Below are 25,576 nucleotides of genomic sequence, written 5' to 3'. Positions count from 1 at the left end.
CCCGCGCCGGGAATGCGGTGATTAAGTCGGTGGATCCGGGTTTCTGCTGGCAAGGCGCCGGTTCGCCCTCGTACTGGGTCGTACTGGGTCGTACTTGGGCGAACCGGCAACGCCGCCAGCAGGAAGCTGGGCCGCCGAATTGGTTGCCTGATTTCCGGCGCGGGACACCAGCGGGACCGGGAACGCTTATGGGGCATTAAGCAATCGGTTACGGAGTGCTTGCGACCGGTCGAGCCGCGTTACGACGATCAGCGCATGGACGGCGGGAACCCACGTATGTATGAGCTGTTCGAGGATGCGCCCAGGACCGGGAAGAGCCCCACCATCTGGGCGTTTCCGTCGGTCGTGAGCTGGCTGAAGGTGGCGGCGCAGCCCGTCGCCGGGCCGTGGCCGCCGCATCAGGAGCCGCGGCCGGACCCCGACGACGAGTCCCTGCCCGTTGCCGTGCGCGAACCCGAGCAGACCTGATGTACCCGGCACGGTTCCGTTACGAGGCACCGGAGTCCCTCGGCGGCGCGCTCGAACTGCTGCGTACCTACGGCGAGGAGGCCAAGGTCCTCGCCGGTGGACAGAGCCTGATCCCCATGGTCAAGCTGCGGTTCGCGACACCGGAGCTGCTCGTCGACATCAACGGCCTGCCCGACCTCGGGTACCACGAGGTCCGCGACGGCGCGCTGGAGGTCGGCGCGCTCTGCCGGCACGTCGACCTGGAGTACTCGACCGGACTCGACCGGTGGCCGCTCATGGCGTCCGCCGCGCCGCTGATCGCCGACCCGATCGTGCGCAACCGCGGCACGCTCGTCGGGTCGGTGTGTCACGCAGACCCGCAGGGCGACTGGGCGTCCGTGATGCTCGCGCTCAACGGGTCGATCGTGGCGACCGGACCGAACGGCCGCCGGGTCGTCCCGGCCGGCGAGTTCGTCACCGGACCGTTCCAGAACGCCCTGCTGCCAGGGGAGATCGCGATCGCGGCCCGGATCCCGGTGCCCACCGGGACCCCGTTCGGCCGCTATCTCAAGCTGGAACGCCGGGTCGGTGACTTCGCGACCGCCGGTGTCGCGGTGGCGCTGGAGCTGGCCGGGCGCACGGTGCTGACGGCCGGCGTCGCCCTGACCGGGGTGGGGGCCAACAACATCAAGGTGGTCGCTGCCGAACAGGTGCTGGCCGGCAGCGCGCTGGAACCCGAGGTCGTCGAGGAGGCCGCCCGGCTCGCCGCCGAGGCCGCCCAGCCACGGACCGACCACCGCGGCAGCGCGGACTACAAACGGCACGTCGTCAGGACGTTCGTCACCCGCGCGCTCGAGCTGACGCCGGTCGCCGTCTGAAGGGGATCACGTGGACAAGCGAAGCATCACCGTCACGGTCAACGGCGCCACGCGCACGGCCGAGGTCGAGCCGCGCCTGTTGCTGGCGCACCTGCTGCGCCAGGGACTCGGCCTGACCGGTACCCACATCGGTTGCGACACGACGAACTGCGGCGCGTGCACCGTCCTCGTCGACAACACGGCGGTCAAGTCGTGCACCATGCTCGCCGTCCAGACGGACGGGCACGAGGTCACGACCGTGGAGGGCATGGCGAAGGCCAGCGAGCTGCACCCGGTCCAGGAGGGCTTCCGAGAGGAGCACGGACTCCAGTGCGGTTACTGCACTCCCGGCATGATGATGAGCGCGATGGCCCTGCTGCAACGAAATCCCGACCCGACCGAGGAGGAGGTCCGCTGGGCGCTGTCGGGAAACCTGTGCCGCTGCACGGGTTACCAGAACATCGTCAAGGCCGTCCTGTGGGCCGCCGCGAAGATGAAGCCCGCGGAGGTGTGAGGTGACCAACCCATCGCAGCTCGACGAGATAGGCATCGGCGGCCTCGGCGCCAGCCGGAAACGCGTCGAGGACGCGCGGTTCATCCGCGGGCGCGGCAACTACGTCGACGACATCACGCTGCCGGGCATGCTGCACATGGAGATCCTGCGCAGCCCGGTGGCGCACGCGCGCATCAAGTCCATCGACACCAGCAAGGCGTGGGAGATTCCCGGTGTCCGGCTGGTGCTGACCGGCGAGATGGCCGCACAGCGCAACCTCGCGTGGATGCCGACCCTGTCCTACGACACGCAGGCCGTGCTCGCGACCGACAAGGTTCGCTTCCAGGGCCAGGAGGTCGCGTGCGTGGTCGCCGACGACCCGTACACGGCGAAGGACGGCTGTGAGGCCATCGTCGTCGAGTACGAGCCGCTGCCGGCGATCGTGAACCCGCGGCAGGCACACGCCCCGGACGCGCCGATCATCCGCGACGACAAGGAAGGCCAGACCGACAACACCTGCTATGCCTGGGAGGTCGGCGACAAGGCGGCCACCGACCGCGCGTTCGAGCAGGCCGACGTGGTCTCCAAGCTGTCGCTGCACTACCCGCGCTCGCACCCCTCGCCCATCGAGAACTGCGGCGCGGTCGCCAGCTACGACCCGGCGACCGAGAAGCTCACCGTCTACATGACCACGCAGGCGCCGCACATCATCCGGGCCGCGGTGGCGCTCGTGGCGGAGCTGCCCGAACACATGATCCGGATCGTCTCGCCGGACATCGGCGGCGGGTTCGGCAACAAGGTGCCGGTATATCCCGGATATGTCTGCGCGATCCTGTGCTCGATCCTGCTCGGCACGCCGGTCAAGTGGATCGAGGACAAGTCGGGCAACCTCATCTCGACCGGGTTCGCGCGGGACATGTACTTCGACGGGGAGCTGGCGCTGCGCAGGGATGGCAGGATCCTCGGCGTCCGGTTCCACGCGGACACCGACCAGGGCGCGTTCTTCTCCGACGCGCAGCCGAGCAAGTTCAAGATCGGGCTCGTGCACTCGGCGTTCGCCTGCTACGACATCCCGACCGGGCACATCACGGCCCGCGGCGCCTACACGAACAAGGCGCCGGGTGGTGTGGCGTACCGGTGCTCGTTCCGGGTCACCGAGGCGATGTTCTTCCAGGAACGCATCATCGCGGCGGCCGCGGCCGACCTCGGCATGGACCCCGCCGAGTTCCGCCGGATCAACCTCGTGCGCGACGACCAGTTCCCCTACCGCACGCCGTTCGGCTTCCTCACCGACTCCGGCCAGTACCAGAAGTGTCTCGACATCGGCCTGGCGGCCATCGACTACGAGCAGTTCCTCCGCGAGAAGGAGGAGGCCGCGAAGCACGGACGGCTGCTGGGCATCGGGATCTCCACGATGACCGAGCCGCTCGGCGCCGGCAACAGCCGCGAGTACGACATCCTGGGCATCAAGATGTTCGACTCGGCCGAGCTGCGGGTGCACCCGACCGGCAAGGCGATCCTGCGGACCGGCGCGAAGACGCAGGGGCAGGGTCACGAGACCACGTGGGCGCAGATCGTCGCGCACGAGCTGGGCATCCCGGCCGCGGACGTGGTCGTCGAGGAGGGCGACACGGACACCGCGCCGTTCGGCATGGGCACCTACGCGTCCCGGTCGACGCCGGTCGCGGGCGCGGCGGTGGCCATGGTGGCCCGCAAGATCCGCGCCAAGGCACGCAAGCTCGCCGCGCACCTGCTCGAAGTGTCCGAGGAGGACGTCGAGTGGGAGCTGGGCCGGTTCTACATCCGCAGCGCGCCGGACCGCGGTGTGTCCATTCAGGAGTGTGCGGCGGCCGCGTACGGCAACATGCCCGACGGCATGGAACCCGGCCTGGAGAACAACGCCTACTACGACCCGCCGAACCTGACCTGGCCGTTCGCCTGCTACATCGTGACGGTTGAGGTCGACCCGGAGAGCGGCGTGTGGGACGTGCTGCGCGTGGTCGCGGTCGACGACTGCGGCGTGCGGATCAACCCCATGATCGTCGAGGGGCAGATCATGGGCGGCCTGACCGAGGCGTACGCGATGTCGAACATGCAGTTCATCACGTTCGACGCGGACGGCAACTGCGTCGGCTCGAACTACATGGACTACCTGCTGCCGACCGCCTGGGAGACACCGGGTTTCGAGCTGCACGAGGTCGTGACGCCGTGTCCGCACCATCCCCTTGGCGCGAAGGGCGTCGGCGAGTGCGCGGCGGTCGGCGGGCCCGCGGCGTTCGTGAACGCGGTGCTGGACGCCCTGTCCGACACCGGGGTCCGCAACATCGACATGCCGCTGCTGCCGGACCGGGTGTGGGAGGCCATCAACAGCGGACAGAACGTGTCCGGCGCGCCCCCGGTGAGGAGCTGACGTGCTGATCACCAGTGATTTCGAGGTGCCACAACCGGTCGAGCGGGTGTGGGCCTACCTGCTCGACGTGCCCCGCATGGCACCCAACCTGCCGGGCACCGAGCTGACCGAGGTCGTGGACGAGGACAACTACAAGGGCCGGGTCAGCGTCCGGATGGGTCCGGTGTCCCTGCGTTTCGCCGGCACGGCACGGATCGTCGAGCGCGACGAGGCCGGGCGGCGAGTCGTGCTGAACGCGGCCGGCGCGGAGGAACGCGGCAAGGGCCACGCGTCGATGGTCCTGACGGCGACGCTCAGCAAGTCCGCCGGCGGCACCCGGATCGCGGTCGAGCAGGACCTCACGATCGCGGGTGCGGCCGCCCAGTACGGCCGCGGCATGATCACCGACGTCACGAACGTCCTGTTGGGACGGTTCGCGACGAACGTGGCCGAGGACATCCCGCGCTGGGCCCGCGGCGAGGAACGCACCGGGGGCGCCGGCTCGGTGAGCGGCTTCGCGATCGGCCTCGCGGCCGCGACGACCGCGTTGCGACGGGTCTTCTGGCGGTTCTTCGGCTCGAACGCGCGGCGTCTCCGTACGAAGGGTGTCTGACATGGCTCTGTGGTGGGTGGGCGCGCTGGCATTGCTGGTCGTGGTGCTGCCGGTCGTGATCGCGTTGCTCAACCGGATCCTCGCGGCCGTCGAACGGATTCGCGACGCGGGCGACGAGATCCTCGCCGACGGCGGTGGGCTGAACGACGACCTCGAACCGGTGCCCGGACTGCTGGCGACGAGCGACGAGACGATCAAGGAAGTCCAGGTCGGCGCGGTCCGCTACGCCGGCAGCGTGCAGAAGCTGTTGGAGGGGTAATGCCTGCCGTAGCGTGGGTCACACTGGTGGCCGCGGCACTGATCATCGGACTGACCGCGGTCGCGCTGCTGCGCGTGATCGTCCACCTGCGACACGTGACGCACACGCTGGACGCGGTCATCGGCGGCGTCGAGTCGATCGCGGACCGCACGAGCACGGTGCCGGCGAGGCTGACCTCGGTCAACGCCAACCTGAAACCTGTCCGCGAGTGGGCGGAGGGGGTGTGACATGAGCGGCTGGACACTCGGCCTGATCATCGGGCTGGTCGTGGTGGTGGCGGTGGTCGCGCTCGTGACGCCGATCATCCTGCTGGCACGCGGAATCGCCGGACGCGCGACGCAGATCGACCGCGCCCTGGTCCAGGCGCGCACGAACACGGCGCCACTGGCCGCGCTGTCGACGACGATCGACCACGCGGAGAAGATCGTCGCCGGTCTCGCGCGGGGCCGAGCCAGGCTGGGAGGCTGACATGACCGACAACGAGTACTGGACGTTGGTGCTGGTGCTGGGCGCCGTCGTGATCGTGGCCGTGGTGGCGTTGCTGAGCCTGCTGGTGTACTTCGTGAGGCTGATCGACCGGCGGGTGGCGGAGGTCCGGCACACGCTGGAGTCGGTGGCGGAGAACACCGAACACGCCGCCCTGGTCCCGAGGACGGCCGACGGGGTGGAGGCGGTGCTGGCGGAAGGCCTGCGGCATCACCTGTTCCTGGGCCGCGTGGCGTCGGGTGGTGCGTCGTGATCGTGCTGACGGTGGTCGAGATCGTGGTGCTGATCGCGGGCCTGGCGTTCTTCCTGTTCTGGATCGGCACGCTGCTGACCCGGATCGCCACGAACCTGGCGGAATGCGCGCGGCTGGTGAAGAAGATCCGCGGCCACGCCGCGGACATCGTGCCCGGGGTGGAGCACATCAACCGCACGGGGAAGGTGGTGGCCTCGGCGTTGCCGCTGCTCTACGGTTTCGCGGAACGGATCGTGGGTGCGGCGTCGGCCGTCCCGCCACGCGGCCCGGCGCGCCCGGCGTCGGGCACGAGGCGGTCGCGTCTACACGAGACGGTGGGCTACCGGTCGAAGTGATCAGACTGGGGTCGGCCGCGGGTTACCTGTTCGAGGGCCCACGCCTGCTCGGTGGCTGGGTGCCGCCGGGCAGGCCGGGCGTCTACGTGATCATGTACCGGCTACCGCCGTCGTCCCGCTACGCGGTGATCCACGCCGACCAGGCGGACGACCTGTCGGCGGCCGGGCTGCCGTTCCGCCACCCGAGGACACCGTGCTGGACCGCACGGGCAGGCGACAGGTGGAAACTCCACGTCGCGTGGTTCGAGGTACCGGGCGACACCCGCCCCCACCGCGAACGGATAGTGGCGGAGCTGGTCGCCATGTACGAGCCGCACTGCAACACCCAGAAGTTCGACAACAGCTGGCGCCCGGAATGGATCGGCGAGTACGAGACCCGCACGGCGAGCCCGCTCACCTCCCCGAGGACCCCGGACTGACCCGCGGCGCGCGCATGCCTGGGGAGTCAGCCCAACAGTGGCAACAGCCGCGCGAAGTCCCCCAGCGAGGCCGCCGGCAGGACGGCGTCGAGGTACGGCTCGGCCACCATCATCGCCACCGAGCGAGCCGTCCCATGTGGGCTCACCCAGAGAATGCGGTGGCTCAGCCGCGCCAGCGAGTCCAAAGAGGACGCCAGCAGCACCGGCTCGCCACGGTCCAACCCGTCCGAGCAGATGACGACCGTCGCCCCGCGGGACATCCCCCGCCTGCCCCACCCCCGCACGAACGCGTCCACCGAAGCGCCGATCCTCGTGCCGCCCTCCCAGTCGGCCACCGTCTCGCCGGCCATCCGCAGCGCCTCGTCCACCGACCGCTTCCGCAGCACCCGCGTCAGGTACGTCAGCCGGGTCCCGAAACAGAACACCTCCACCCGCCGGGACGACCGCCCCGTCGTGTGCGCGAACTGCAGCAGCGTCCGGGAGAAGGCGGCCATCGAACCCGACACGTCCAGCAGCAGCACCAGCCGCCTGGGCCGCGACCGCCGCTCGCGCCACCGCAACGAGGCCGGCTCTCCCTGCGTACGCAGCGCCGCACGCACCATCCGCCGCAGGTCCAGCACCCGCCCCGCCCGCGCGGGGCCAAGCCTGCGCGTCCGCCGTCGCGGCGGGGTCAGCCGCAGCCGGGCGAGGATTCGCCGCAGCTCGGCCAGCTCCGCCGGCGTGCACGACACGAACACCCGCCGCCGCGCGATGTCCACAGTGGACGCCACCAGTCCCAGGGACTCCTGTTCGAGCTCGGCGGCACCCGGCTCCACCGACGGCACCGTGAACGTCCCGAAGCGGACCGCGGCCGGCGCCGGACGCGGTTCCCCGACGGCGGCGGCATCGGCCCCGCCGAGGAAGTACCGCCGGAACACCGCGTCGTACAACGGGATGTCCGCGTGCCGCGTCACGAGCGTGCACCGGCCGCCCCAGTAGAGATCGGCGAGATCGGTCGGGTCCAGGCAGGCGGCCGCCGCGCAGAAGGCGTCCGCGTCACCGGTGCCGACCACCAGCCCGGCCGCTCGCAACGCCCGTGCGAAACCCACCAGCGACCGGACGAGCTCATGCATCGGAGACGATCTCGCCCAGCGACTCCCGCACCAGCGCCAGGTCGTCGTGCTCCTTCACCACCGCGCCGAGCGTATCCTCGGCCAGCGGCAGCGACAGCCCGGCCGCGCCGAGGAACTCCAGCGTCGTGGCCCAGTCGATCGTCTCCGCCACGCCCGGCGGTTTGACCAGGTCGAGGCCGCGCAACCGGGTCACGGCCGCCACCACCGACCGCGCCAGCGCCGCCGGCACCGAGGGGGACCGCAGCAGCACGATCTCGACCTCGCGATCGAACGACGGGTAGTCGATCCAGTGGTACATGCACCGCCGCCGCAACGCGTCGTGCAGCTCGCGGGTCCGGTTCGACGTCAGGATCACGAGTGGCGGCCGCTCGCACGCAACGGTCCCGATCTCCGGGATGCTGATCTGGAAGTCCGACAGCACCTCCAGCAGGAACGCCTCGAACTCGTCGTCCGCGCGGTCGATCTCGTCGATCAGCAGCACGGCCCGCTCGCCCGCGCGGACGGCCCGCAACAGCGGCCGTTCCAGCAGGAACTCCGGGCCGAACAGGTCGGCGGCCTGCGACGACGCTCGAAGGTGCAGCAGCTGGCGCGAGTAGTCCCACTCGTACAGCGCCTGGTTCGTGTCGATGCCCTCGTAGCACTGCAGCCGGATCAGGTCGCGGTGCAGGACCGTGGCCAGCACCTTCGCGATCTCGGTCTTGCCGACCCCGACCTCGCCCTCGAGCAGCAGCGGCCGCCGCAGCGACAACGCGACGTGCACGGCGGTCGCGAGCCCACGATCGGCCAGGTAGCCACCCTCCCGCAGGGCCTCGGTCAGGCCGGCGACACCACCGTCAGTCACCGCGACGCTCGGCCAACAGGTCGGCGACGGTCCGGGACCCCAGCTTGCCCTCACGCGCCAGCTTGTCCCGCCACGCGGCGCGGAGGTCGTCGTCCACCTCGGCGAAACCGACGTGTTTCATGGCCTTGCACGCCTTGCCGTGTCCCTGCGGCAGCTCAGCGCCGCTCAGCTCCCAGATGTCCCGCACAGCTGCCTGGTCTCGTGCTCCAGTCATCACTCCAAGCTACGCGGACAGTGACCGTATCGCAGCCGCCTGTTAAGCGATGGGTTAAGATCGGGGCGCCGGAACCGGTTTCAGAAAATTGGTCTGACCCCTTGTCGCGTGGTCTGGACCATGGCACTCTTTGTTGCCAAAGACAACAAACACACGAGCGTCGGCGGTGACATAGATGTCCACGCACCCCTCTCGACGTTTTCTACTGGCGATCGCGGCCGTGCTCACCACGTCCGCGGCAGTACTGACACCCGCGAACCACACCGCGCTGGCCGCCGCGCCGGCCGACAACGCCCGCAGCGACGTCGGCATCGCGGCAACCACGTTCGACGACGAGTTCAACGCACCGGCCGGCACGCCGGTCGACGGCTCGAAGTGGAACATGGAGACGGGCGACAACGTCAACAACCACGAGCGGCAGTACTACACGAACTCGACCAGCAACGCCGTGCACGACGGCCAGGGCAACCTGGTGATCACCGCGCGGCGCGAGAACCCCGGCAACTACAACTGCTGGTACGGCCGGTGCGAGTACACCTCGGCCCGGCTCAACACGTCCGGCAAGTTCTCCCAGGCCTACGGCAGCTTCGAGACGCGCCTCAAGATGTCGCGCGGACAGGGCATGTGGCCGGCGTTCTGGCTGCTGGGCGGCGGCAACTGGCCGACCGACGGCGAGATCGACATCATGGAGAACGTCGGCTTCGAGCCGAACACCGTCCATGGCACGCTCCACGGCCCCGGCTACTCCGGTTCCGGTGGCATCGGCGCAGGCTACTCGATCGGCTCGCCGTTCGCGGACGGCTTCCACACGTTCCGCGTCGACTGGTCCCCCAACAAGATCGTCTGGTCGGTTGACGGCAACGCCTACCAGACAAGGACTCCGGCCGACCTCAACGGCAACCGGTGGGTGTACGACCACGGGTTCTTCGTCATCCTGAACCTCGCGGTCGGCGGCTACTGGCCGGGTGACCCCGACGGCAGCACGCCGATGCCGAACACGCTGACCGTCGACTACGTGCGTGTCACCAACGACACGAGCGGCGGAGGCGGTGGCACCGGCGGCCGGATCACGGGCATCGGCGGCAAGTGCGTGGACGTGGCCGGCGCCGCGACCGCGAACGGCACCGCCGTCCAGCTGTACGACTGCAACGGCACCGCGGCCCAGCAGTGGACCGTGGGCTCGGACGGCACGATCCGCGCGCTGGGCAAGTGCCTGGACGTCACCGCGGCCGGCACGGCCGACGGCACGAAGATCCAGCTCTACGACTGCAACGGATCCAACGCGCAGAAGTGGCGGGTCGAGGCGGCCAAGGACATCGCGAACGTCGGGGCCAACAAGTGCCTCGACGCGACCGGCGGCAGCTCGGCGAACGGCACGCGCCTGCAGATCTGGACCTGCACCGGTGCGGCCAGCCAGAAGTGGAACGTCGGCTGAACCCCTAGGCACGGCGACGGGTGCCGCACCGGCATGGCAGCACCCGTCGCCGCTCCATCCCATGCACCGCCGCTCGACTCAGGACGCCTCTTCGGGAAGGCGCCTAACCTTCCGTGGCGGTGCCGATGTTGACCATCCAGGCGATGCCGAACCGGTCGACCACCATGCCGAACTCGTCGCCCCAAGCCTGCTTCTCCAGGGGCAGGGTCACGGTGCCGCCGCTGGACAGCTTGTCGAAGTAGCCGCGTAGCTCCTCACCGTCGTCGCCGCTCAGGGAGACGGTGATGTTGTTGCCCGGCTGGTGTGGTTGGCCGGGTGGGTTGTCGGCGGCCATGAGCGTGTAGCCACTCGGTGTCTCGAGTTGGCCGTGCATGATGCCGTTCGGTGCGTCCTCCGAACCGAAGTCACCGAACGTGCTCAGCCGCAGCGTGCCACCGAACACCTGCTCGTAGAACTCCATGGCCTGCCGGGCGTTGCCGGCGAAGTTGATGTACGGGTTCAGTGTGCTTGCCATGGCCACGCATACTGGCAGAACAACCGGGTCACGACAACGGTGACAACACGACGGTGAACTCGGTCTTCCGCAGCGTGAGCAGGTATTCGGGCAAAGCGCCCGGTCCGCACGATCCGGTGCCGATTCCCTGCTGCCCCACGTCGATGGTCAACCACAGACCGTCACCGGCGACCAGTTCGTTCCGGTGCCGCGCGGCGGCCAGGTCGGCGTCGGTCCACCTGCGCACGGCGAAGCCGAACGAGCCGCCGACCCGCAGGCCGCGGCCGAGCGTGTCGGTCAGCGTCGCCCAGCGGACCTCGCCGCGCCGGCCGTTCTCCTGCGGTCTGACATACGGCGTCTGCAGATCGTCCACAGTGGACTCGAACCGGCCGAACCGCGTCGCCAGGCCGGTGTCCGGGTAGGACTCGCCGGGACCGCGGCCGAACCATGTCACACGGTCCAGCGACGCCGGCAGTGGCAGTGTCAGCGCCAGCTTCGCGATCGGCTCCGGCCATTCGCCGTCCGGGTCCACCCGCACCGTCAGCGCGAGCCCGTCACCCGCCGACGCCCACTCGTAGGTCACCTGCACGCCTCGCGCCAGCGCCGCCGCGGCCGTCCGCTCCCGCACGACCAGCGTGTCGCCGGCCGTCAGCGAGTCGAACCGGTGTGTCAGGCGGTGCAGGCCGAGAGCCCGCCACGTCTCGTGCAGGTTGACGTACTCGCCCCGGTCGTTGTCGGTCGGCGCCCGCCACAGCGACAGGTGCGGCGCGCCGACCGCGAGGCCACCGAAGGTCGTCAACCGGCCGAAGCGGTCGAACTCCGCCGTGCCGAAGGAGATCCCACTGTCGATCCACTGTGGACGATCGGGGCCGGCCGGCACCGAGTCGTCCCCGGCCGACAGCTGGTGCTGCGCCCACGCGATCTCGTGCCCGGCGGGCGCCCACGGCTCGTCCGACGCCAGCACCGCCCGCACGGTCAGCCACGTCTCCTCGGCGGACGGCGGCAGGGACGGCAGCGTGAACGAGGCGTCCAGCACGCCCGACGAGGAACCAGCCGTCCACTCGAACCGCAGCGGCGGCACCGGTCGCAGCTCCCGCACGACCACCCGCCCGTCCACGAAGGAGATCCGGAGCGGTTCGTACGCCTTCTTCACGTCCAGCAGGCCCGGCGACGGCGTGCGGTCCGGGAACACCAGCCCGTCCACCACGAAGTTCCCGTCGTGGATGGGTTCGCCGTAGTCACCGCCGTACGCGTACTCGAACTCCGGATGCCGCAGCCCGTGGTCGATCCACTCCCACACGAAACCGCCGGCGATGCGCGGGTACTTGTCGAACAACGCGACGTACTCGGCCAACCCGCCCGGCCCGTTGCCCATCGCGTGCGCGTACTCGCACTGCAGGAACGGGATCCCGGGCTCCTGCCCGATCTTGTCGACCTCGGCGTGCGAGGCGTACATGCGGCTGTACACGTCGACGTACGCGCAGTCGGCGTCACCCTCGTAGTGCACCGGCCGGGACGGGTCCCGCTGCCGCGTCCACGACGCCATCGCCGCGAGGTTCGCGCCGGTGTGGCTCTCGTTGCCCAGCGACCACAGCACGATGCTCGCGTGGTTCTTGTCCCGCTCGACCGTGCGGCGCATCCGGTCCAGATAGGCGTCGCGCCAGGAGGACACGTCCGACGGGTTCTTCTCCCAGCCGGAGAACGTGAACCCGTGCGTCTCGAGGTCGCACTCGTCGATCACCCACAGGCCGTACTCGTCGCACAGGTCGAGGAACGCGGGATGTGGCGGGTAGTGGCTCGTGCGCACGGCGTTGATGTTGTGCCGCTTCATGAGCAGCACGTCCTCGAGCATCGTCTCGGACGGCACCGCACGCCCGTGGTCGGGGTGGAACTCGTGCCGGTTCACGCCCCGGAACTGGACCGGCTCGCCGTTGACCAGCAGCACACCGTCCACGATGGACACCGTGCGGAACCCGATGCGCAGCTCGACCGTCTCGGCCGGGGTCGACACCGTGGCGTCGTACAGCCGCGGCCGCTCGGCGCTCCACGGCTCGACCGGAACCGTGACCGACGTGCCGGAGGGCACGGAGATGCCGAGCGCGGGCACGGACACCGTCGCCGGCACCGAGGCGTCGACCAGCAACGTGCCCTGTCCGTCCACATAGGACGCGTGGGCGAACACGTCGTCGAGGTCGCCGCGTGCCTCCAGGGTCACCGACCGGAAGATGCCGGGCAGCCACCACTGGTCCTGGTCCTCCAGGTAACTGGCGGCCGACCACTGGTGCACCCGCACGGCCAGCACGTTCCGGCCGGGCACCGGCGTCACGTCGAACTCCGCCGGCAGCCGCGACCCGGTGAAGAACCCCAACTCCGTGCCGTTGAGCCAGACCTTCGCGCACGACTCGACGCCGTCGAACCGCAGCACCACCGACCGTCCCGCCCAGTCGTCGGGCAGGTCGAACGCGACACGGTAGTCACCGGTCGGGTTCTCCTCCGGCGGGTGCGGCGGGTCGACCGGGAACGGGTAGACAACGTTGGTGTACCAGGGACTCCCGTATCCGTGCAGCGTCCAGTGGGCCGGGACCGCCAGTGTGTCCCAGCCACCGTCGTCGAACGCCGGGTCGGCGAAGTCGGCCGGGAGGTCGGCGATCGGCGACAGCCGGAACCGCCAGTCCCCGTCCAGCGCCAGCCGCGGTGCGTCGGTGCGCAGGTACGCGCGTGGGGTGCGCAGTCCCTGGTGCGGCGCGAACTCGTCGAGGTAGGTCATGGCAGCTCCGCCGGGGTGATGTCGAAGAGGTGCGCGGCGGTGAAACCGAGCAGCGAACTGGCCGCGGACGTGTCGATCGGCACGGTGCGCCCGGGCAGCGGGGCACGGACCGGCACCCCGGGGAAGCAGCGTGCGACGAGGTCCTCCGTCGGGTACGGCGAGAGCGTCTCCGGCGCCGCCAGGTACAGCGGGTGCACGCCGGTCGCCGGCACGGTGAGGCCGAGCCAACAGGCCATGGCGGCGTCGCGCATGTCGAGGTAGGCCCACAGCGAGGCGGCGGCGTACGCCGGGTCGGCGCGGTGCCGCTCGGCCTCGGCGACCAGGAACTCGGGCTCGCCGAGCATGGGGAACCGCAGCGGGACCACAGTCATGCCGTCCCGGAGCGCGACCATCTCGGCGGTCGCCTCATCGGCCAGTTTGGACAGTGCGTACGGGTCGCCGATCTGCAGCGGCATCGCCTCGTCGACCGGCACGTAGCCGGGCACGGCCGGCCGCGGCGAGAACGGCAGCCCGGTGATCGACAGGCTGCTCGCGATCACCGCGCGCCGTACGCCGGCCCGCGCCGCCTGGTCGAGGACGACGAACGTGGCGGCCGCGTTGTTGACGAACACCTCCTCGGGCGCGCCGAGGGTGGGCCGCGGGATGGCGGCGAGGTGGATCACGGCGTCGACGCCGGCAACGGCCCGCGCGACCAGGTCGACGTCGCCGGCACTGCCGGTGAAGAACGTTTCAACGCCGCCTGGGTCGACGCGGTCCAGGCCGACCACGGCCGCGCCCTGTGCCGCGAGAACGCGCAGCACCGCACTGCCGAGCCGGCCAGCCGCCCCGGTGACCAGGACCCGGCTCGGTACGTGGCTCATCCCGGCCAGCATAGGTAGTCCAGCGGCGATGCGTCGAGTTCACCCGAGCGGCGTGGTTGGTCACTGGCCGTCATGCCGGGGCGGACTCCAGAAGTCTTGCCAGGACCGGTGACCTGTTGTGCACCGACCAGGCGAGGGACATCTCCCAGGTCGGCAGCTTCTCCACCAGCGGCCGGTACACGACCGCCTTCTCGTCCGTGTGCGGAGTCGGCGTGATCAGCAGTGACACGCCGAGGTTCGCGGCCACCAGGGCCACGATCGTCTGTACGTCAACGGCTTCCTGCACGATCCGGGGGCTGAACCCCGCCGCCCGGCAGTGCCCGACGATCGTGTCGTGCACCGCGGGCCCGGAATCCCTTTCGTAGAACACGAAGGACTCGTCCGCCAGGTCCGCGAGCGACACCCGCCGGCGGCGCGCCAGCGGATGCCCGCCGGGCAGCGCGGCGCACAGCTCGTCGTGGGACATCGTCCGCAGTCGCAGGTCGGGCACGGTGAACTGGGGCCGCAGCAGGCCCGCGTCGATGCGATCGTCGGCCAGGGCGTCCACCTGACGCAGCGTGGTCATCGCCGTGACCTCCACCCGGACGTGCGGCACCGCCGCACGGAACGCACCCAGCAACCGCGGCAGCGCGGCGAACGTCGCCGACTGCACGAACCCCACCCGCAGCACGCCCAGCTCGCCCCGGTGCGCCCGCTGTGCCGCCGCCGCCAGCTCGTCGGCCCGCCGCACCAGCTCCCGCGCCCCGGCCAGGAACACCTCCCCCGCCGGCGTGAGCGCCAGCTGCCTGCGGGTCCGGTCGAACAGCGGCACGCCGAGCGACCGCTCCAGCGCCGCGATCTGCCTGGACAGTGTCGGCTGCGTGACGTGCAGCCGGGCCGCCGCCCGGCCCACGTGCCCCTCGTCGGCCGTCACCACGAACGCGGCCGCCTGACGTAGTTCCATACGTCCAGCGTATTGAACCGGGCCGAAGTTTGCATTGGACGTATCAGTCGGGGCGAACATAGTGTCGAAGACGTGCAGACGACAGAACTGGGCCGCACCGGTGTGCAGGTCAGCCAGCTCGCCCTCGGGGCGATGTGGATGGGTACGCGCACCGACGAGCCGACCTCACTGACCATGCTCGACCGCTACCTCGACCTCGGTGGATCCTTTGTGGACACCGCGGACTGCTACGCCTGGTGGCCCGAGCCGGGCCTGACCGGCGGCGAGAGCGAGACCGTGCTGGGCCGCTGGTTCGCCAGCCGCGGGAACCGGGACCGGGTCTTCCTGTCCACCAAGGGCAGCGCCTGGGTCGAGGACCCGGATGCCCAGCGCGGCAACGGTTGGCCGGCGAAGTACGTCGGCGCCGGCGCACCGACCCTCCGTGACTCGCTCGACGCCAGCCTGCGCCGGCTCGGCACCGACCACATCGACCTCTACTACGTCCACGTCGACGATCTCGACACCCCGCTGGAGGAGACGCTCGGGGCACTCGACCAGTTCGTCAGCGCCGGCAAGATCCGCTACGTCGGCTGGTCGAACGTGCGCACCTGGCGGTTGGAGCGCATCCTCGGTCTCTGCGAGCGCAACGGGTGGCCCGCGCCGGTCGCCATCCAGCAACAGCACAGCTACCTGCGGCCCCGCGGCGGCGCCGCCACACTGTCCATTGTGGACGACGAGCAACTGAGCCACCTGCGCGCCAACCCGGGGATCTCACTCGTCGCGTACTCCCCGATCCTCAACGGGATCTACGACGACCCGGCGAAGCGCGCGGTCGACCCGAAGATGTCCGACTACGCCGGCCCGGACTCGGACGCGCGGCTCGCGGCACTGACCGGCCTCGCCGCGGAACTGGGGGTACGGCCGAACCAACTGGTGCTCGCCTGGCTGCTGCACCAGATGAACCCGACCGTGACACCGCTGACCGGGCCACGCACCCTGGCACAGCTCGACGCCTCGATGACCGCGCTCGACATCAAGCTCTCCGAAGATCACTTGCGACGGCTGGACACCGCGGGCGCCTGACAAAACAATCACGACAACAGAATTCCGGCACGGTTGACGGTAAGTTCGTCGACCGTGCCGATCTGTCTGCGTAACGGTCCTCGACTGACCGTATATAACCGGCCGAACGGATTAGGCCGATACGGTGAGCGCAGCATTTACCGAGGTTCAGCCAATCGTGTCCCCACCACCACACTTTCGTCCCAACCATATCTCGTGCCGCATATCGGCCGCACACTCAGATAATTTGCCGGCCGACCATCACCCGACGATCGAGTGAATACGCGGTGATCCCCAGATAATTTCCGACCACGCTCGTGGTCACTCTCTTGGTCGACTGTGGACCGGTTCCGTCCGGGTGTAGGAATGAATGAACTCGCGTACTTGATCACATTTTCCGACAGCTCGACCACATGATTGGTGGTGTGTTGTGACGGTGACGGAACCGGTGGCGTCCGGTGCCGGGACGAACGGCGACCGGCCACGGCGGAGCCTGGCGACGGACGCGGCGCGGAACCTCGCCACGACCACGAAGTCCGTCCCCCAGATGCAGGCGATCTCGTCGCGCTGGTTGCTCGCGATGCTGCCCTGGGTGCAGGTCTCGGGCGGCACGTACCGGGTGAACCGCCGCCTGTCCCACGCCGTCTGCGACGGCCGGCTCACGTTCACCGGTGGCGGCAACGGTATCCAGGTCATCCCGGCCGAGCTCGGCGAGCTGCCGCTGCTGCGGGGCTACGAGGACGACGAGGTGCTCGACACGCTCGCGAACGGGTTCGAGCAGCGGGAGTACTCGGCGGGCGACACGGTCGTCGAGTTCGGACATGAGTCGAACGAGGCCTTCCTCATCGCGCACGGCAAGGTCCAGAAGGTCGGCCCCGGCCGCTACGGCGACGAGGCGGTGCTCGACACGCTCGCGAACGGCGACCACTTCGGCGACGAGACGCTGGCCGACCCCCAGAGCATGTGGGAGTACTCGGTCAGGGCGAAGACCGCGTGCACCGTGCTCGTGCTGCCGCAGCCCGTCTTCGACGAGGTCCTCGGCCGGTCGGACTCGTTGCGGGCGCATGTCGCCGCGTTCCGGTCGGGGCGGTCGCGGGCACAGAACCCGCATGGTGAGGCCCGGATCGAGCTGTCGTCCGGGCACGAGGGGGAGGCCCGGCTGCCCGGCACGTTCGTCGACTACGAGCTGGCGCCACGCGAGTACGAGCTGTCCGTGGCACAGACCGTGCTTCGCGTGCACAGCCGCGTGTCCGACCTCTACAACGACCCGATGAACCAGTTCGAGCAGCAGCTGCGGCTGACCATCGAGGCCCTGCGCGAGCGCCAGGAGCACGAACTGGTCAACAACCGGGACTTCGGGCTGCTGCACAATGCCGACCTGTCCCAACGCCGCCACACCCGGTCCGGCCCGCCGACCCCGGACGACCTCGACGACCTGCTCGCGACCGTGTGGAAGGACCCGGGCTTCTTCCTGGCGCACCCGCGCACGATCGCCGCGTTCGGCCGGGAGTGCAGCCGGCGCGGCGTCTACCCGGACTCCGTCGACCACCACGGGCACCGCGTGCCGGCGTGGCGGGGCGTGCCGATCCTCCCGTGCAACAAGATCGGCGTGAGCGAGCACCGCACCAGCTCGATCCTGTTGCTGCGTACCGGCGAGGAGCGGCAGGGCGTCGTCGGCCTGCACCAGACCGGCATCCCCGACGAGTACCAGCCGAGCCTCTCGGTGCGGTTCATGAACATCGACGACAAGGCGATCATGTCGTACCTGGTCAGCGCGTACTACTCGTGTGCGGTGCTCGTGCCCGACGCGCTCGGGGTGCTCGAGAACGTCGAGCTGGGAAGGGAAGGCTGACCCGGTGTCCACTGTGGAGACTCCGCTTGTCGAGGCGACCAGGACGAGCCTGACGACAGGCGCCGCCCGCAACCTCGCCACGACCACCAAGTCCAGGCCGCAGATGCGCAACATCACCACGCGGTGGCTGCTCAGGATGCTGCCGTGGGTGGACCTGGCGGGCGGCACGTACCGGGTGAACCGCCGGCTGACCTACGCGGTCGGCGACGGCCGGCTGTCGTTCGTCAGCGAGGGCACCACCGTCCGCGTGGTGCCGGCCGAGCTGCGGGAGCTGCCGCTGCTGCGGGACTTCGCCGACGAGCAGGTGCTCACCGCGCTCGCGAACCGGTTCGAGCAGCGGGAGTACGCGGCCGGTGACGTGATCGTCGGGTCGGGACAGCCGCGCACCGAGGTGTTCCTGCTGGCCCACGGCCGGGCGAACAAGATCACCCTGGGACCGTACGGCGACGACCAGGTGACCGCGGTGCTCGCGGACGGCGACCACTTCGGCAGCGAGGCGCTCGCCGGCACCGAGGGGACCTGGGGCTTCACGGTCCGGGCCGGCACGCCGTGCACCGTGCTCGTGCTGGCCGGGCAGTCGTTCCAGCAGCTGAACGGCCGGTCCGACACCCTGCGCGAACACCTGCGACAAACGCTGTCCCGGCCGGTGCCGGCGCGGAACCGGGCCGGTGAGGCGGCCGTCGAGCTGTCGTCGGGGCATGCCGGCGAGGCCGAGCTGCCAGCCACGTTCGTCGACTACGAGCTGGCGCCACGCGAGTACGAGCTGTCCGTGGCACAGACCGTGCTTCGCGTGCACAGCCGCGTCGCGGACCTCTACAACGACCCGATGAACCAGACCGAGGAGCAGCTGCGGCTGACCATCGAGGCCCTGCGCGAGCGCCAGGAGCACGAGATGGTGAACAACCGCTCGTTCGGCCTGCTGCACAACGCGGACCTGTCGCAGCGGATCTTCACCCGGTCCGGCCCACCGACCCCGGACGACCTGGACGAGCTGCTGTCCCGGCGCCGCAAGTCCCGGTTCTTCCTGGCCCACCCGCGCACGATCGCCGCGTTCCGGCGCGAGTGCACGAAACGCGGGATCTACCCGGCGAACGTGCCGCTGGAGGGCTCGGCCGTGCAGACGTGGCGCGGCGTGCCGATCCTGCCGTGCGACAAGATCCCGATCACCGAGGGGAACTCCTCGTCGATCATCGTGGTGCGTACCGGGGTCGAGGACCAGGGCGTGATCGGCCTGCACACCGTGGACATCGACGACGAGGTCCGGCCGAGCATGAACGTGCGGTTCATGGGCATCGACGACCACGCGGTCCTGTCGTACCTGGTGAGCGTGTACTTCTCGGTGGCGGTGCTGGTTCCGGACGCGCTGGGGGTCCTCGAGAACGTCGAGATCGGACGATGACCATGGTGGCACCGGAGCAGATCATCAGCACGGACCAGACGCTGGCGTGGAGCCGGGAGCTGGTCGAACCCACGCTGCGCACGGCCGTGGGCACGTTGCCGCCGTCCATGCGGCGGATCGCCGGATACCACCTGGGCTGGTGGGACCAGCACGGCTCGCACGCGTCGACGCAGGGCGGCAAGGCTATCCGCCCGACGCTCGTGCTGCTGTCCGCGGCGGTCGTCGGCGGCTCGCCCCGCGAGTCGGTGCCGGCCGCGGTGGCGGTCGAGCTGGTGCACAACTTCTCGCTGCTGCACGACGACGTCATGGACGGCGACCTGACCAGGCGGCATCGCCCCACCGCGTGGAGCCTCTTCGGCATCGGCGCGGCGATCCTCGCCGGGGACGCGTTGCTGACGCTCGCGCTCGACGTCCTCGCCTCGAGCGGCCATCCGGCCGCCGGCCCGGCGACACGGACGCTCACCGAGGCCGTGCAGGACCTGGTGGACGGCCAGTGGGCGGACATGACGTTCGAGCAACGGTCCACTGTGGACCTTGCCGAGTGCGAGAACATGGTGATGGGCAAGACCGCGGCGCTCATGGGTGGCGCATGCGCGGTGGGCGCCCTGTTCGGCGGCGCGACGATCGACCAGATCGGGCACCTGCGCGCGTTCGGCGAACAGCTCGGTCTCGCCTTCCAGCACGTCGACGACCTGCTCGGCATCTGGGGCCGGCCGAACACGACGGGCAAGCCGGTGTTCTCGGACCTCCGCAACCGCAAGAAGTCCCTGCCGGTGGTCGCGGCGCTGACGGCGGAGAACCTGGCGGGCAGGGAGCTCGCCGACGTGTACGCACGAACCGCTCCCCCACCCGACGACGAGCTGCCGCGCGTGGCTGACCTGGTCGAGCAGGCCGGCGGTCGCGCGTGGAGCCAGTCCCAGGCCGACGAGCTGCTGGTCAGGGCCATCGCCCAGCTGAACGGCCTCGACCCGACGACCCCGGTCGCCGAGCTGACCGACCTGGCCCGCCACCTGATCCACCGCGACCACTGACCCCGTCCCCGGTGCCATGAAGAGGCGTGCCTGCTGCGCCTCCCACGACAGGAGACCCATGCGTCCCCTCAGGTTTCCGCGATGCCGCTGACCGCGCTGACCACGTCCGCCGGCCTGCGCCGAATGTCCGTGGTGGACCTCATGGCGCTGGCCGCGAAGATCCGCGCGTTCCTGGTGGACACCGTGCGCCGCACCGGCGGCCACCTCGGCCCGAACCTCGGCGTGGTGGAGCTGACCATCGCGCTGCACCGGGTCTTCGACTCACCGCGGGACCCGCTGCTGTTCGACACCGGCCACCAGGCCTACGTGCACAAGCTGCTCACCGGCCGCGCCGGTGACCTCGGCGCGCTGCGGCAGGCCGGCGGCCCGTCCGGCTACCCGTCCCGCACCGAGTCCGTCCACGACCTCGTCGAGAACTCCCACGCGTCCACCGCACTGTCCTATGCGGACGGACTGGCCAGGTCGTTCGAGCTGCGCGGCCACACCGGCCGCCGGGTGGTCGCGGTGGTGGGTGACGGCGCGCTGACCGGCGGGATGGCCTGGGAGGCACTGAACAACCTGGGCGCCGCGCCGGGGCGGCGCGTGATCATCGTGTTGAACGACAACGGCCGCTCGTACGCGCCGACCGTCGGCGTCCTCGCGGCGCACCTGGCCCGCCTGCGTGCCGGTCGTGCCGCGACGAACCTGTTCACGACACTGGGGTTCGCCTATCTGGGCCCGGTGGACGGGCACGACGTCGTCGCGCTGGAGAAGGCCTTCCAGTACGCGGCCGCGCTGGGACGGCCGGTGGTCGTGCACTGCGTCACCGAGAAGGGGAAGGGCTACCCACCGGCGGAGGAGGACGACGCCGACCGCATGCACGCGATCGGCCCGTCCTCCTCGGGCGAGGCCCGGTCCTGGACCTCGGTGTTCGCCGACGCCGTCGTCGAACTCGGCGCGGCACGGCCGGATGTCGTGTGCCTGACCGCCGCCATGACCCTGCCGACCGGGCTCGGGCCGTTCGCGGCACGGTTCCCCGATCGGGTCTTCGACGTCGGCGTCGCGGAGCAGCACGCGGTCACCTGCGCGGCGGGCCTCGCGATGGGCGGCCTGCACCCGGTCGTCGCCATCTACGCCACGTTCCTCAACCGCGCGTTCGACCAGGTGCTGATGGACGTCGCGCTCCACCGGCTCGGGGTGACGTTCGTGCTGGACCGCGCGGGGGTGACCGGGCCGGACGGGCCGAGCCACCACGGCATGTGGGACGCGTCGGTCCTGCCGGTCGTACCCGGCCTGCGGCTGGCCGCGCCACGCGACCCGGCGACGCTGCGCGCCCTGCTCGACACCGCGGTCGGCGTCTCCGACGCGCCGACCGTCCTGCGGTACCCCAAGGCGCCCGCGGGCCAGGACATCCCCGCCGTGCGGCGGGCGGACGGCTACGACGTGCTGCGCGAGGTGCCCGGCGCGTCGGTGCTGCTGGTCGCGGTCGGTCCGCTGGCCGCCGCCTGCCTCGCCGCGGCGGACGAGCTGGCCCGGCACGACGTCCCCACGATGGTCGTCGATCCACAGTGGACAGTGCCCCTGCATCCGGGCCTGGTCCGGCTCGCCGCGGAGTTCCGGTTGGTGCTGACCGTGGAGGACACCACCGCCACCGGGGCGCTGGGCGGCAGGCTCGCCCAGTCGCTGACGAACCCCGGCCATGTCGCGACGTTCGCGCTGCCGCCGGCGTTCCTCCCACACGGCGGCCGCACGGAGATCCTGAAGGCACACGGACTGGACGCGGACGGCATCACGGCGACCGTCCTCAAGCGACTGAAGGCGGCTTGATGACACTACTCGGGCTCCCCACGGTGAAGCCGGGACGGCGGCCCTCGCGGGTCACCGCGGCGAGGAATCGGGACTGGGCATGAACCTGTACGTCACCGGCGTGCTGTGGGTCGTCGGCATCGCGATGCTCGCGGGCGGGCTGGCCTACCTGGTGCGCAGAACCGGCGAGGCGGACGGCCTCGTCAGGAACAACGATGCGGCGGGCCAGGTGTTCACGCTGGTCGGCGGGCTACAGGCGGTACTCCTCGCGTTCGTGCTGATCTCCCTGCTCGACGGCGTGTCCGCCGCGGAGGCCGGTTCCTACCGGGAGGCGGACAGCCTGGTGGCGGCGGTGTGGGCCACGAAGGCGATGCACGCGAACGACGTCGCGCCGCAGGCACGGGACTACGCGCGTGAGGTGATCGACCGGGAGTGGCCGCGCATGCGGGCGGGCGAGCCCGTCGGCGACGCCGGGTGGGACACGCTGGCGAAGCTGCGCGCCGCGGTGGCCGCGACCCCGGCGACCGACGACTGGACGAACAGCCAGAAGATCGAGGCCGCCACCCGGCTGTGGCAGGTGTACCAGGCACGGCAGGACCGGCTGAACGCGGCGTCGGACGACGAGGTCAACTCGGTGGTGTGGTTCGCGCTGGTGGCCGGGGCCGTGATGGCGGTGGCACTGCCGATCCTGTTCGGTGGCCCCAGACCCGGGACGCAGGTCCTCATCGTGTCCATCCTGGCGGCGACGATGACCATGCTCCTGTTCTCGACGAAGCAGCTGCAGAACCCGTACAGCGGCGGCGCGCAGGTGGGTCCGACGGCGTTCCGGTCCGCACTGGAGAGGCTGCGATGAACTGCCTGATCGGGATCGTCGTCGCGGTGGTGGTCAACGTGACGATCTGCGTGCTGCCCCAGTCCCCGCCGCACACCCACCCGCAGACCCCGCCACCGGTCACGACGACCACGACACCACCCCCGCCGGACACGACAGCGACAACAGCGACGACAACGCCCCCGCTGCCGGCGCCCCCGCCGACAACGGCGACGGACCCGGACCGACGACCCCCGGCACCGCCGGTCACCACGACCGAGGTGGGGGCGGGCCCACCCCCGACCACCGCGCCTCCCGCGACCACCACCACCTCACGGCACCGGTACCTCGTGGCGCCGCAGGTGGTGGAGCCGTCGGCGGCGGGCCACGACGCGACGGAGAAGAAACGCCGCTGGGGCCTGGCGGTGCTGCTGCTGATCATCGGCGCCGGTGCGGCCGCGGCACGAACGGCCGCCCGTGACCGGTGATCAGCGCAGCCAGGTCGGGTTGCTCCAGGCCCGGCCGCCGGCGGCGTCGACGACGGTCACCCGGAAGTAGGTGTCCTGGAACATCTTCACCGGCAGGGTGCCCTCGGACAGCCTGTCGCCGGCGAGGATCTGCTTGCCGGGCACCCCGCCGGTGACGAGGATCCGGCTGGCGGGCGAGCAGCGGACCGTCACCTGGTCGCCGGTCACCGTCACGTCGTGCAGCTCCGGGCCGGTGCTGGAGTAGTAGTGCCCGCCCTTCAGCGCGGCGACCAGCTGCGTGGGCTCCAGCGACCGCGCACGCACCTGCACCCACGCCGCACACCCCGGCGGGTCCTGCGGCTGGAAGTGCGCGTCGTCGGCGGCGTAGGCGGACAGCCGGTGGCCGCGGGACTGCATGGCGTCGAACAGGTGCCAGCTGTCGCCGCGCTCCTCCCCCGCCGACACCGCGTTGTACACCTCCATCGCGTGCGCGGCGTCCAGGCTCTCCGCGTCGGCCAGCGTCAGCAGGGACGCCGCCGGGTGCGCCATGCCGATGAACGCGCCGGCCCGGCGCGCCCTGCGGGCGAGCAGCGGGCCGGTCTCGCCACGGTCCGCCGGCGGGAAGCCCAGCGGCAGCCCCACCGCCACGATGTGCCAGTCCGACGAGAACGACTGCCGCGACCCGTGCAGCTCCGCGCCGAGCAGCGTCGTGAACTCCGGTGTGCGGTAGGCACGCGTGTCCGTCAGCGGAAACCCGTACACGGCACGGAAATGGTCGGTGACCGCGACGAAGTCGTAGCCGGCGGACCGGTAGTAGTCCACCGTGTCCGAAGGGGACAGTGCCCCGTCCGACAGGTTCGAGTGGGTGTGCAGGTTGCCGCGCCAGAACCGGCCCGGCAGGTCGAAGGCGTTCATGACTCGGTGTGCAGCCAGTCCAACACCACGGTCGCGGTCCAGGACTGCTGCCGCGAGCCGAGTGGCTCGCCCGTCAGCGGGTGGTAGTACTCGGCGAACGAGCCGTCTGCGGCGAGCCGTAGGCACTCCGAGCGCAGGTGGGTCGACTCCGCGAGCCAGCCGTGCTGCTCGAACGCCCAGCCGAACAACCACGCGATCACCGGCCACACCGGGCCGCGCCAGTACTCGCGCGGCCGGAAACCCCGGTCGTTCGGGGACACCGACGGCGGGATCTGCGCGAACAGGGCCGGGTGTCCCGCCCAGTCCGGGCCACAGAGCATGGCCAGCTGCTTCTTCTCCGCGTCCACCGGCAACCCGCCGCACAGCAGCGGCGCGAACCCGGCGATGGTCGACGACGACAGCCAGCGGTCGCCACGCAGGTCGCGGTCCCGGGCCAGGCCGGACTCGTGGTCGTAGGACGCCGCCACGGCCGCCCGCGACCGCCGGGCCCAGCCACGCAGCTGCCGGATCTGCCACGCCGGCTGCTCGCTCTCCTCCCCCAGCTCCGCCAGGACCTCGCTCGACAGCGCGAACAGCGCCGTCACGAACACGTCACCGACCAGGAAGCTCGACGTGCGCACGACCGCGTCCGCGTCGTAACGGACCTTGCGCATCTCCTCGATGAGCCACAGGTACCGGTCGTACTCGACGTCGCTCGGGCGTTCGCTGTCCGCGTGCGCCACCAGGCCGCGGTCGAGGCGGACGTACGGCGGCAGGTCCGGGCCAGGCACCACCTCGGCGTACGGCAGGTCCCAGCGCGGCGAGTTGTCCATGCCGGACTCCCAGCCGTGCACGATGGCCAGCATGCCCGTGCCGAGCGGGTCCCGGTGCCGCACCAGCCACTCGTGCCACCGGTACAGCTTGGGCCACGCGTACTTCAGCAGCTCGTACGCCGTGGCACGCTCTCCCTGCGAACGGGCGATGTCCACGATGCGCCGCAACGCGATGGCGTGCACCGGCGGCTGGCAGATGCCGGACGTGCGTGGCGCCTTCGGGGAGTCGGGGTTCAGCTCGGCCGCA

The 25,576-nt window shown here is 70.6% G+C and carries 28 protein-coding genes; 19 read left to right on the top strand and 9 right to left on the bottom strand.

Annotated features, from left to right (window positions below):
* Positions 1 to 276 precede the first annotated feature (276 nt).
* Genes VET29_RS02980 through VET29_RS02930 form a run of 11 tightly spaced genes read left to right on the top strand, consistent with a single transcriptional unit; the run spans position 277 to position 6,551 of the window.
* Positions 277 to 468 (top strand): hypothetical protein, encoded by a 192-nt coding sequence (locus VET29_RS02980; protein WP_324914207.1) that lies wholly within the window; start codon positions 277 to 279, stop codon positions 466 to 468.
* Positions 468 to 1,325: a xanthine dehydrogenase family protein subunit M gene (locus VET29_RS02975; RefSeq protein WP_324914203.1), complete on the top strand. Its 858-nt coding sequence runs from the start codon at positions 468 to 470 to the stop codon at positions 1,323 to 1,325. Before VET29_RS02980 ends, VET29_RS02975 begins: the two co-directional genes overlap by 1 nt.
* Positions 1,326 to 1,335: 10 nt before the next feature.
* Entirely contained in the window at positions 1,336 to 1,818 is a 483-nt protein-coding gene (locus VET29_RS02970) for a (2Fe-2S)-binding protein (protein WP_324914200.1), read from the top strand.
* Between the two features lies 1 nt (position 1,819).
* Positions 1,820 to 4,207: an aerobic carbon-monoxide dehydrogenase large subunit gene (locus VET29_RS02965; protein WP_324914197.1), complete on the top strand. Its 2,388-nt coding sequence runs from the start codon at positions 1,820 to 1,822 to the stop codon at positions 4,205 to 4,207.
* A gap of 1 nt (position 4,208) precedes the next feature.
* Positions 4,209 to 4,799, top strand: coding sequence for an SRPBCC family protein (locus VET29_RS02960; RefSeq protein ID WP_324914193.1), 591 nt, complete (start codon positions 4,209 to 4,211; stop codon positions 4,797 to 4,799).
* Between the two features lies 1 nt (position 4,800).
* Positions 4,801 to 5,058, top strand: coding sequence for a hypothetical protein (locus VET29_RS02955; RefSeq protein WP_324914189.1), 258 nt, complete (start codon positions 4,801 to 4,803; stop codon positions 5,056 to 5,058).
* On the top strand, positions 5,058 to 5,285 hold the full coding sequence (locus VET29_RS02950) for a hypothetical protein (RefSeq protein ID WP_324914185.1): 228 nt from the start codon (positions 5,058 to 5,060) through the stop codon (positions 5,283 to 5,285). The genes VET29_RS02955 and VET29_RS02950 overlap by 1 nt, the downstream gene beginning before the upstream one ends.
* A 1-nt stretch (position 5,286) precedes the next feature.
* Positions 5,287 to 5,526, top strand: a complete 240-nt coding sequence (locus VET29_RS02945; RefSeq protein ID WP_324914181.1) for a hypothetical protein — start codon at positions 5,287 to 5,289, stop codon at positions 5,524 to 5,526.
* 1 nt (position 5,527) lies between these two features.
* Complete coding sequence (locus VET29_RS02940; protein ID WP_324914178.1) at positions 5,528 to 5,797, top strand: hypothetical protein; 270 nt, start codon at positions 5,528 to 5,530, stop codon at positions 5,795 to 5,797.
* Positions 5,794 to 6,132, top strand: a complete 339-nt coding sequence (locus tag VET29_RS02935; RefSeq protein ID WP_324914175.1) for a hypothetical protein — start codon at positions 5,794 to 5,796, stop codon at positions 6,130 to 6,132. Before VET29_RS02940 ends, VET29_RS02935 begins: the two co-directional genes overlap by 4 nt.
* The gene (locus VET29_RS02930) at positions 6,129 to 6,551 is read left to right on the top strand and encodes a hypothetical protein (protein WP_324914172.1); all 423 of its coding nucleotides are present in this window, start codon (positions 6,129 to 6,131) and stop codon (positions 6,549 to 6,551) included. Before VET29_RS02935 ends, VET29_RS02930 begins: the two co-directional genes overlap by 4 nt.
* A 26-nt stretch (positions 6,552 to 6,577) precedes the next feature.
* On the opposite strand, the gene VET29_RS02925 is transcribed toward VET29_RS02930, so the two are convergent.
* Genes VET29_RS02925 through VET29_RS02915 form a run of 3 tightly spaced genes read right to left on the bottom strand, consistent with a single transcriptional unit; the run spans position 6,578 to position 8,718 of the window.
* The gene (locus VET29_RS02925) at positions 6,578 to 7,663 is read right to left on the bottom strand and encodes a vWA domain-containing protein (protein WP_324914169.1); all 1,086 of its coding nucleotides are present in this window, start codon (positions 7,661 to 7,663) and stop codon (positions 6,578 to 6,580) included.
* On the bottom strand, positions 7,656 to 8,504 hold the full coding sequence (locus tag VET29_RS02920) for a MoxR family ATPase (protein ID WP_324914167.1): 849 nt from the start codon (positions 8,502 to 8,504) through the stop codon (positions 7,656 to 7,658). Before VET29_RS02920 ends, VET29_RS02925 begins: the two co-directional genes overlap by 8 nt.
* Entirely contained in the window at positions 8,497 to 8,718 is a 222-nt protein-coding gene (locus tag VET29_RS02915; protein ID WP_324914165.1) for a hypothetical protein, read from the bottom strand. The genes VET29_RS02920 and VET29_RS02915 overlap by 8 nt, the downstream gene beginning before the upstream one ends.
* Before the next feature lie 175 nt (positions 8,719 to 8,893).
* Between VET29_RS02915 and VET29_RS02910 the strand changes: the two genes are divergently transcribed.
* Positions 8,894 to 10,153 carry a ricin-type beta-trefoil lectin domain protein gene (locus VET29_RS02910; protein ID WP_324914162.1) on the top strand — a complete coding sequence of 420 codons (1,260 nt, stop codon included), beginning with the start codon at positions 8,894 to 8,896 and terminating at the stop codon, positions 10,151 to 10,153.
* A 103-nt stretch (positions 10,154 to 10,256) separates the two neighbouring features.
* Here the strand turns inward: VET29_RS02910 and VET29_RS02905 are convergent, their stop codons facing one another.
* The 4 genes from VET29_RS02905 to VET29_RS02890 form a co-directional block, all read right to left on the bottom strand.
* Entirely contained in the window at positions 10,257 to 10,667 is a 411-nt protein-coding gene (locus tag VET29_RS02905; protein ID WP_324914159.1) for a VOC family protein, read from the bottom strand.
* A gap of 28 nt (positions 10,668 to 10,695) precedes the next feature.
* The gene (locus tag VET29_RS02900; RefSeq protein WP_324914155.1) at positions 10,696 to 13,413 is read right to left on the bottom strand and encodes a glycoside hydrolase family 2 TIM barrel-domain containing protein; all 2,718 of its coding nucleotides are present in this window, start codon (positions 13,411 to 13,413) and stop codon (positions 10,696 to 10,698) included.
* A complete protein-coding gene (locus tag VET29_RS02895) occupies positions 13,410 to 14,273 on the bottom strand; it encodes an NAD(P)-dependent oxidoreductase (protein WP_324914151.1) in 864 nt (287 codons plus the stop codon). Before VET29_RS02895 ends, VET29_RS02900 begins: the two co-directional genes overlap by 4 nt.
* Positions 14,274 to 14,343: 70 nt before the next feature.
* Positions 14,344 to 15,216, bottom strand: a complete 873-nt coding sequence (locus VET29_RS02890; protein WP_324914147.1) for a LysR family transcriptional regulator — start codon at positions 15,214 to 15,216, stop codon at positions 14,344 to 14,346.
* A gap of 72 nt (positions 15,217 to 15,288) precedes the next feature.
* Between VET29_RS02890 and VET29_RS02885 the strand changes: the two genes are divergently transcribed.
* The 7 genes from VET29_RS02885 (at position 15,289) to VET29_RS02855 (ending at position 23,623) form a co-directional block, all read left to right on the top strand.
* On the top strand, positions 15,289 to 16,278 hold the full coding sequence (locus tag VET29_RS02885) for an aldo/keto reductase (RefSeq protein ID WP_324914143.1): 990 nt from the start codon (positions 15,289 to 15,291) through the stop codon (positions 16,276 to 16,278).
* A 409-nt stretch (positions 16,279 to 16,687) separates the two neighbouring features.
* A complete protein-coding gene (locus VET29_RS02880) occupies positions 16,688 to 18,109 on the top strand; it encodes a family 2B encapsulin nanocompartment shell protein (protein ID WP_324914139.1) in 1,422 nt (473 codons plus the stop codon).
* A 4-nt stretch (positions 18,110 to 18,113) separates the two neighbouring features.
* Positions 18,114 to 19,508, top strand: a complete 1,395-nt coding sequence (locus VET29_RS02875; protein WP_324914135.1) for a family 2B encapsulin nanocompartment shell protein — start codon at positions 18,114 to 18,116, stop codon at positions 19,506 to 19,508.
* Positions 19,505 to 20,539, top strand: coding sequence for a family 2 encapsulin nanocompartment cargo protein polyprenyl transferase (locus VET29_RS02870; protein ID WP_324914131.1), 1,035 nt, complete (start codon positions 19,505 to 19,507; stop codon positions 20,537 to 20,539). The genes VET29_RS02875 and VET29_RS02870 overlap by 4 nt, the downstream gene beginning before the upstream one ends.
* 81 nt (positions 20,540 to 20,620) lie before the next feature.
* Positions 20,621 to 22,345, top strand: a complete 1,725-nt coding sequence (locus tag VET29_RS02865; protein ID WP_324914128.1) for a 1-deoxy-D-xylulose-5-phosphate synthase — start codon at positions 20,621 to 20,623, stop codon at positions 22,343 to 22,345.
* Between the two features lie 79 nt (positions 22,346 to 22,424).
* Positions 22,425 to 23,177: a hypothetical protein gene (locus tag VET29_RS02860; protein ID WP_324914125.1), complete on the top strand. Its 753-nt coding sequence runs from the start codon at positions 22,425 to 22,427 to the stop codon at positions 23,175 to 23,177.
* Positions 23,174 to 23,623: a hypothetical protein gene (locus tag VET29_RS02855; RefSeq protein ID WP_324914122.1), complete on the top strand. Its 450-nt coding sequence runs from the start codon at positions 23,174 to 23,176 to the stop codon at positions 23,621 to 23,623. Before VET29_RS02860 ends, VET29_RS02855 begins: the two co-directional genes overlap by 4 nt.
* On the opposite strand, the gene VET29_RS02850 is transcribed toward VET29_RS02855, so the two are convergent.
* Both VET29_RS02850 and VET29_RS02845 read right to left on the bottom strand, forming a co-directional pair.
* Positions 23,624 to 24,517 carry a CehA/McbA family metallohydrolase gene (locus tag VET29_RS02850; RefSeq protein ID WP_324914120.1) on the bottom strand — a complete coding sequence of 298 codons (894 nt, stop codon included), beginning with the start codon at positions 24,515 to 24,517 and terminating at the stop codon, positions 23,624 to 23,626. It abuts the gene before it with no gap.
* Positions 24,514 to 25,576, bottom strand: a 1,063-nt coding sequence (locus VET29_RS02845; RefSeq protein ID WP_324914117.1) for an MGH1-like glycoside hydrolase domain-containing protein, incomplete at its 5' end; no start/stop codon positions are given. The genes VET29_RS02845 and VET29_RS02850, both read right to left, overlap by 4 nt.

This window comes from Actinophytocola sp. (assembly GCF_035634895.1).
GTDB lineage: Bacteria > Actinomycetota > Actinomycetes > Mycobacteriales > Pseudonocardiaceae > Actinophytocola.
This window is presented reverse-complemented; position numbering and strand designations above follow the sequence as displayed.

What these genes read in the sequence shown, in the direction of transcription:
- VET29_RS02980 (WP_324914207.1), top strand. Translation starts at nt 277, where the DNA reads ATGTATGAGCTGTTCGAGGATGCGCCCAGGACCGGGAAGAGCCCCACC.
- VET29_RS02975 (WP_324914203.1), top strand. Translation starts at nt 468, where the DNA reads ATGTACCCGGCACGGTTCCGTTACGAGGCACCGGAGTCCCTCGGCGGC.
- VET29_RS02955 (WP_324914189.1), top strand. Translation starts at nt 4,801, where the DNA reads ATGGCTCTGTGGTGGGTGGGCGCGCTGGCATTGCTGGTCGTGGTGCTG.
- VET29_RS02950 (WP_324914185.1), top strand. Translation starts at nt 5,058, where the DNA reads ATGCCTGCCGTAGCGTGGGTCACACTGGTGGCCGCGGCACTGATCATC.
- VET29_RS02945 (WP_324914181.1), top strand. Translation starts at nt 5,287, where the DNA reads ATGAGCGGCTGGACACTCGGCCTGATCATCGGGCTGGTCGTGGTGGTG.
- VET29_RS02940 (WP_324914178.1), top strand. Translation starts at nt 5,528, where the DNA reads ATGACCGACAACGAGTACTGGACGTTGGTGCTGGTGCTGGGCGCCGTC.
- VET29_RS02925 (WP_324914169.1), bottom strand. Translation starts at nt 7,663, where the DNA reads ATGCATGAGCTCGTCCGGTCGCTGGTGGGTTTCGCACGGGCGTTGCGA.
- VET29_RS02915 (WP_324914165.1), bottom strand. Translation starts at nt 8,718, where the DNA reads ATGACTGGAGCACGAGACCAGGCAGCTGTGCGGGACATCTGGGAGCTG.
- VET29_RS02910 (WP_324914162.1), top strand. Translation starts at nt 8,894, where the DNA reads ATGTCCACGCACCCCTCTCGACGTTTTCTACTGGCGATCGCGGCCGTG.
- VET29_RS02905 (WP_324914159.1), bottom strand. Translation starts at nt 10,667, where the DNA reads ATGGCAAGCACACTGAACCCGTACATCAACTTCGCCGGCAACGCCCGG.
- VET29_RS02900 (WP_324914155.1), bottom strand. Translation starts at nt 13,413, where the DNA reads ATGACCTACCTCGACGAGTTCGCGCCGCACCAGGGACTGCGCACCCCA.
- VET29_RS02895 (WP_324914151.1), bottom strand. Translation starts at nt 14,273, where the DNA reads ATGAGCCACGTACCGAGCCGGGTCCTGGTCACCGGGGCGGCTGGCCGG.
- VET29_RS02890 (WP_324914147.1), bottom strand. Translation starts at nt 15,216, where the DNA reads ATGGAACTACGTCAGGCGGCCGCGTTCGTGGTGACGGCCGACGAGGGG.
- VET29_RS02870 (WP_324914131.1), top strand. Translation starts at nt 19,505, where the DNA reads ATGACCATGGTGGCACCGGAGCAGATCATCAGCACGGACCAGACGCTG.
- VET29_RS02865 (WP_324914128.1), top strand. Translation starts at nt 20,621, where the DNA reads ATGCCGCTGACCGCGCTGACCACGTCCGCCGGCCTGCGCCGAATGTCC.
- VET29_RS02860 (WP_324914125.1), top strand. Translation starts at nt 22,425, where the DNA reads ATGAACCTGTACGTCACCGGCGTGCTGTGGGTCGTCGGCATCGCGATG.
- VET29_RS02855 (WP_324914122.1), top strand. Translation starts at nt 23,174, where the DNA reads ATGAACTGCCTGATCGGGATCGTCGTCGCGGTGGTGGTCAACGTGACG.
- VET29_RS02850 (WP_324914120.1), bottom strand. Translation starts at nt 24,517, where the DNA reads ATGAACGCCTTCGACCTGCCGGGCCGGTTCTGGCGCGGCAACCTGCAC.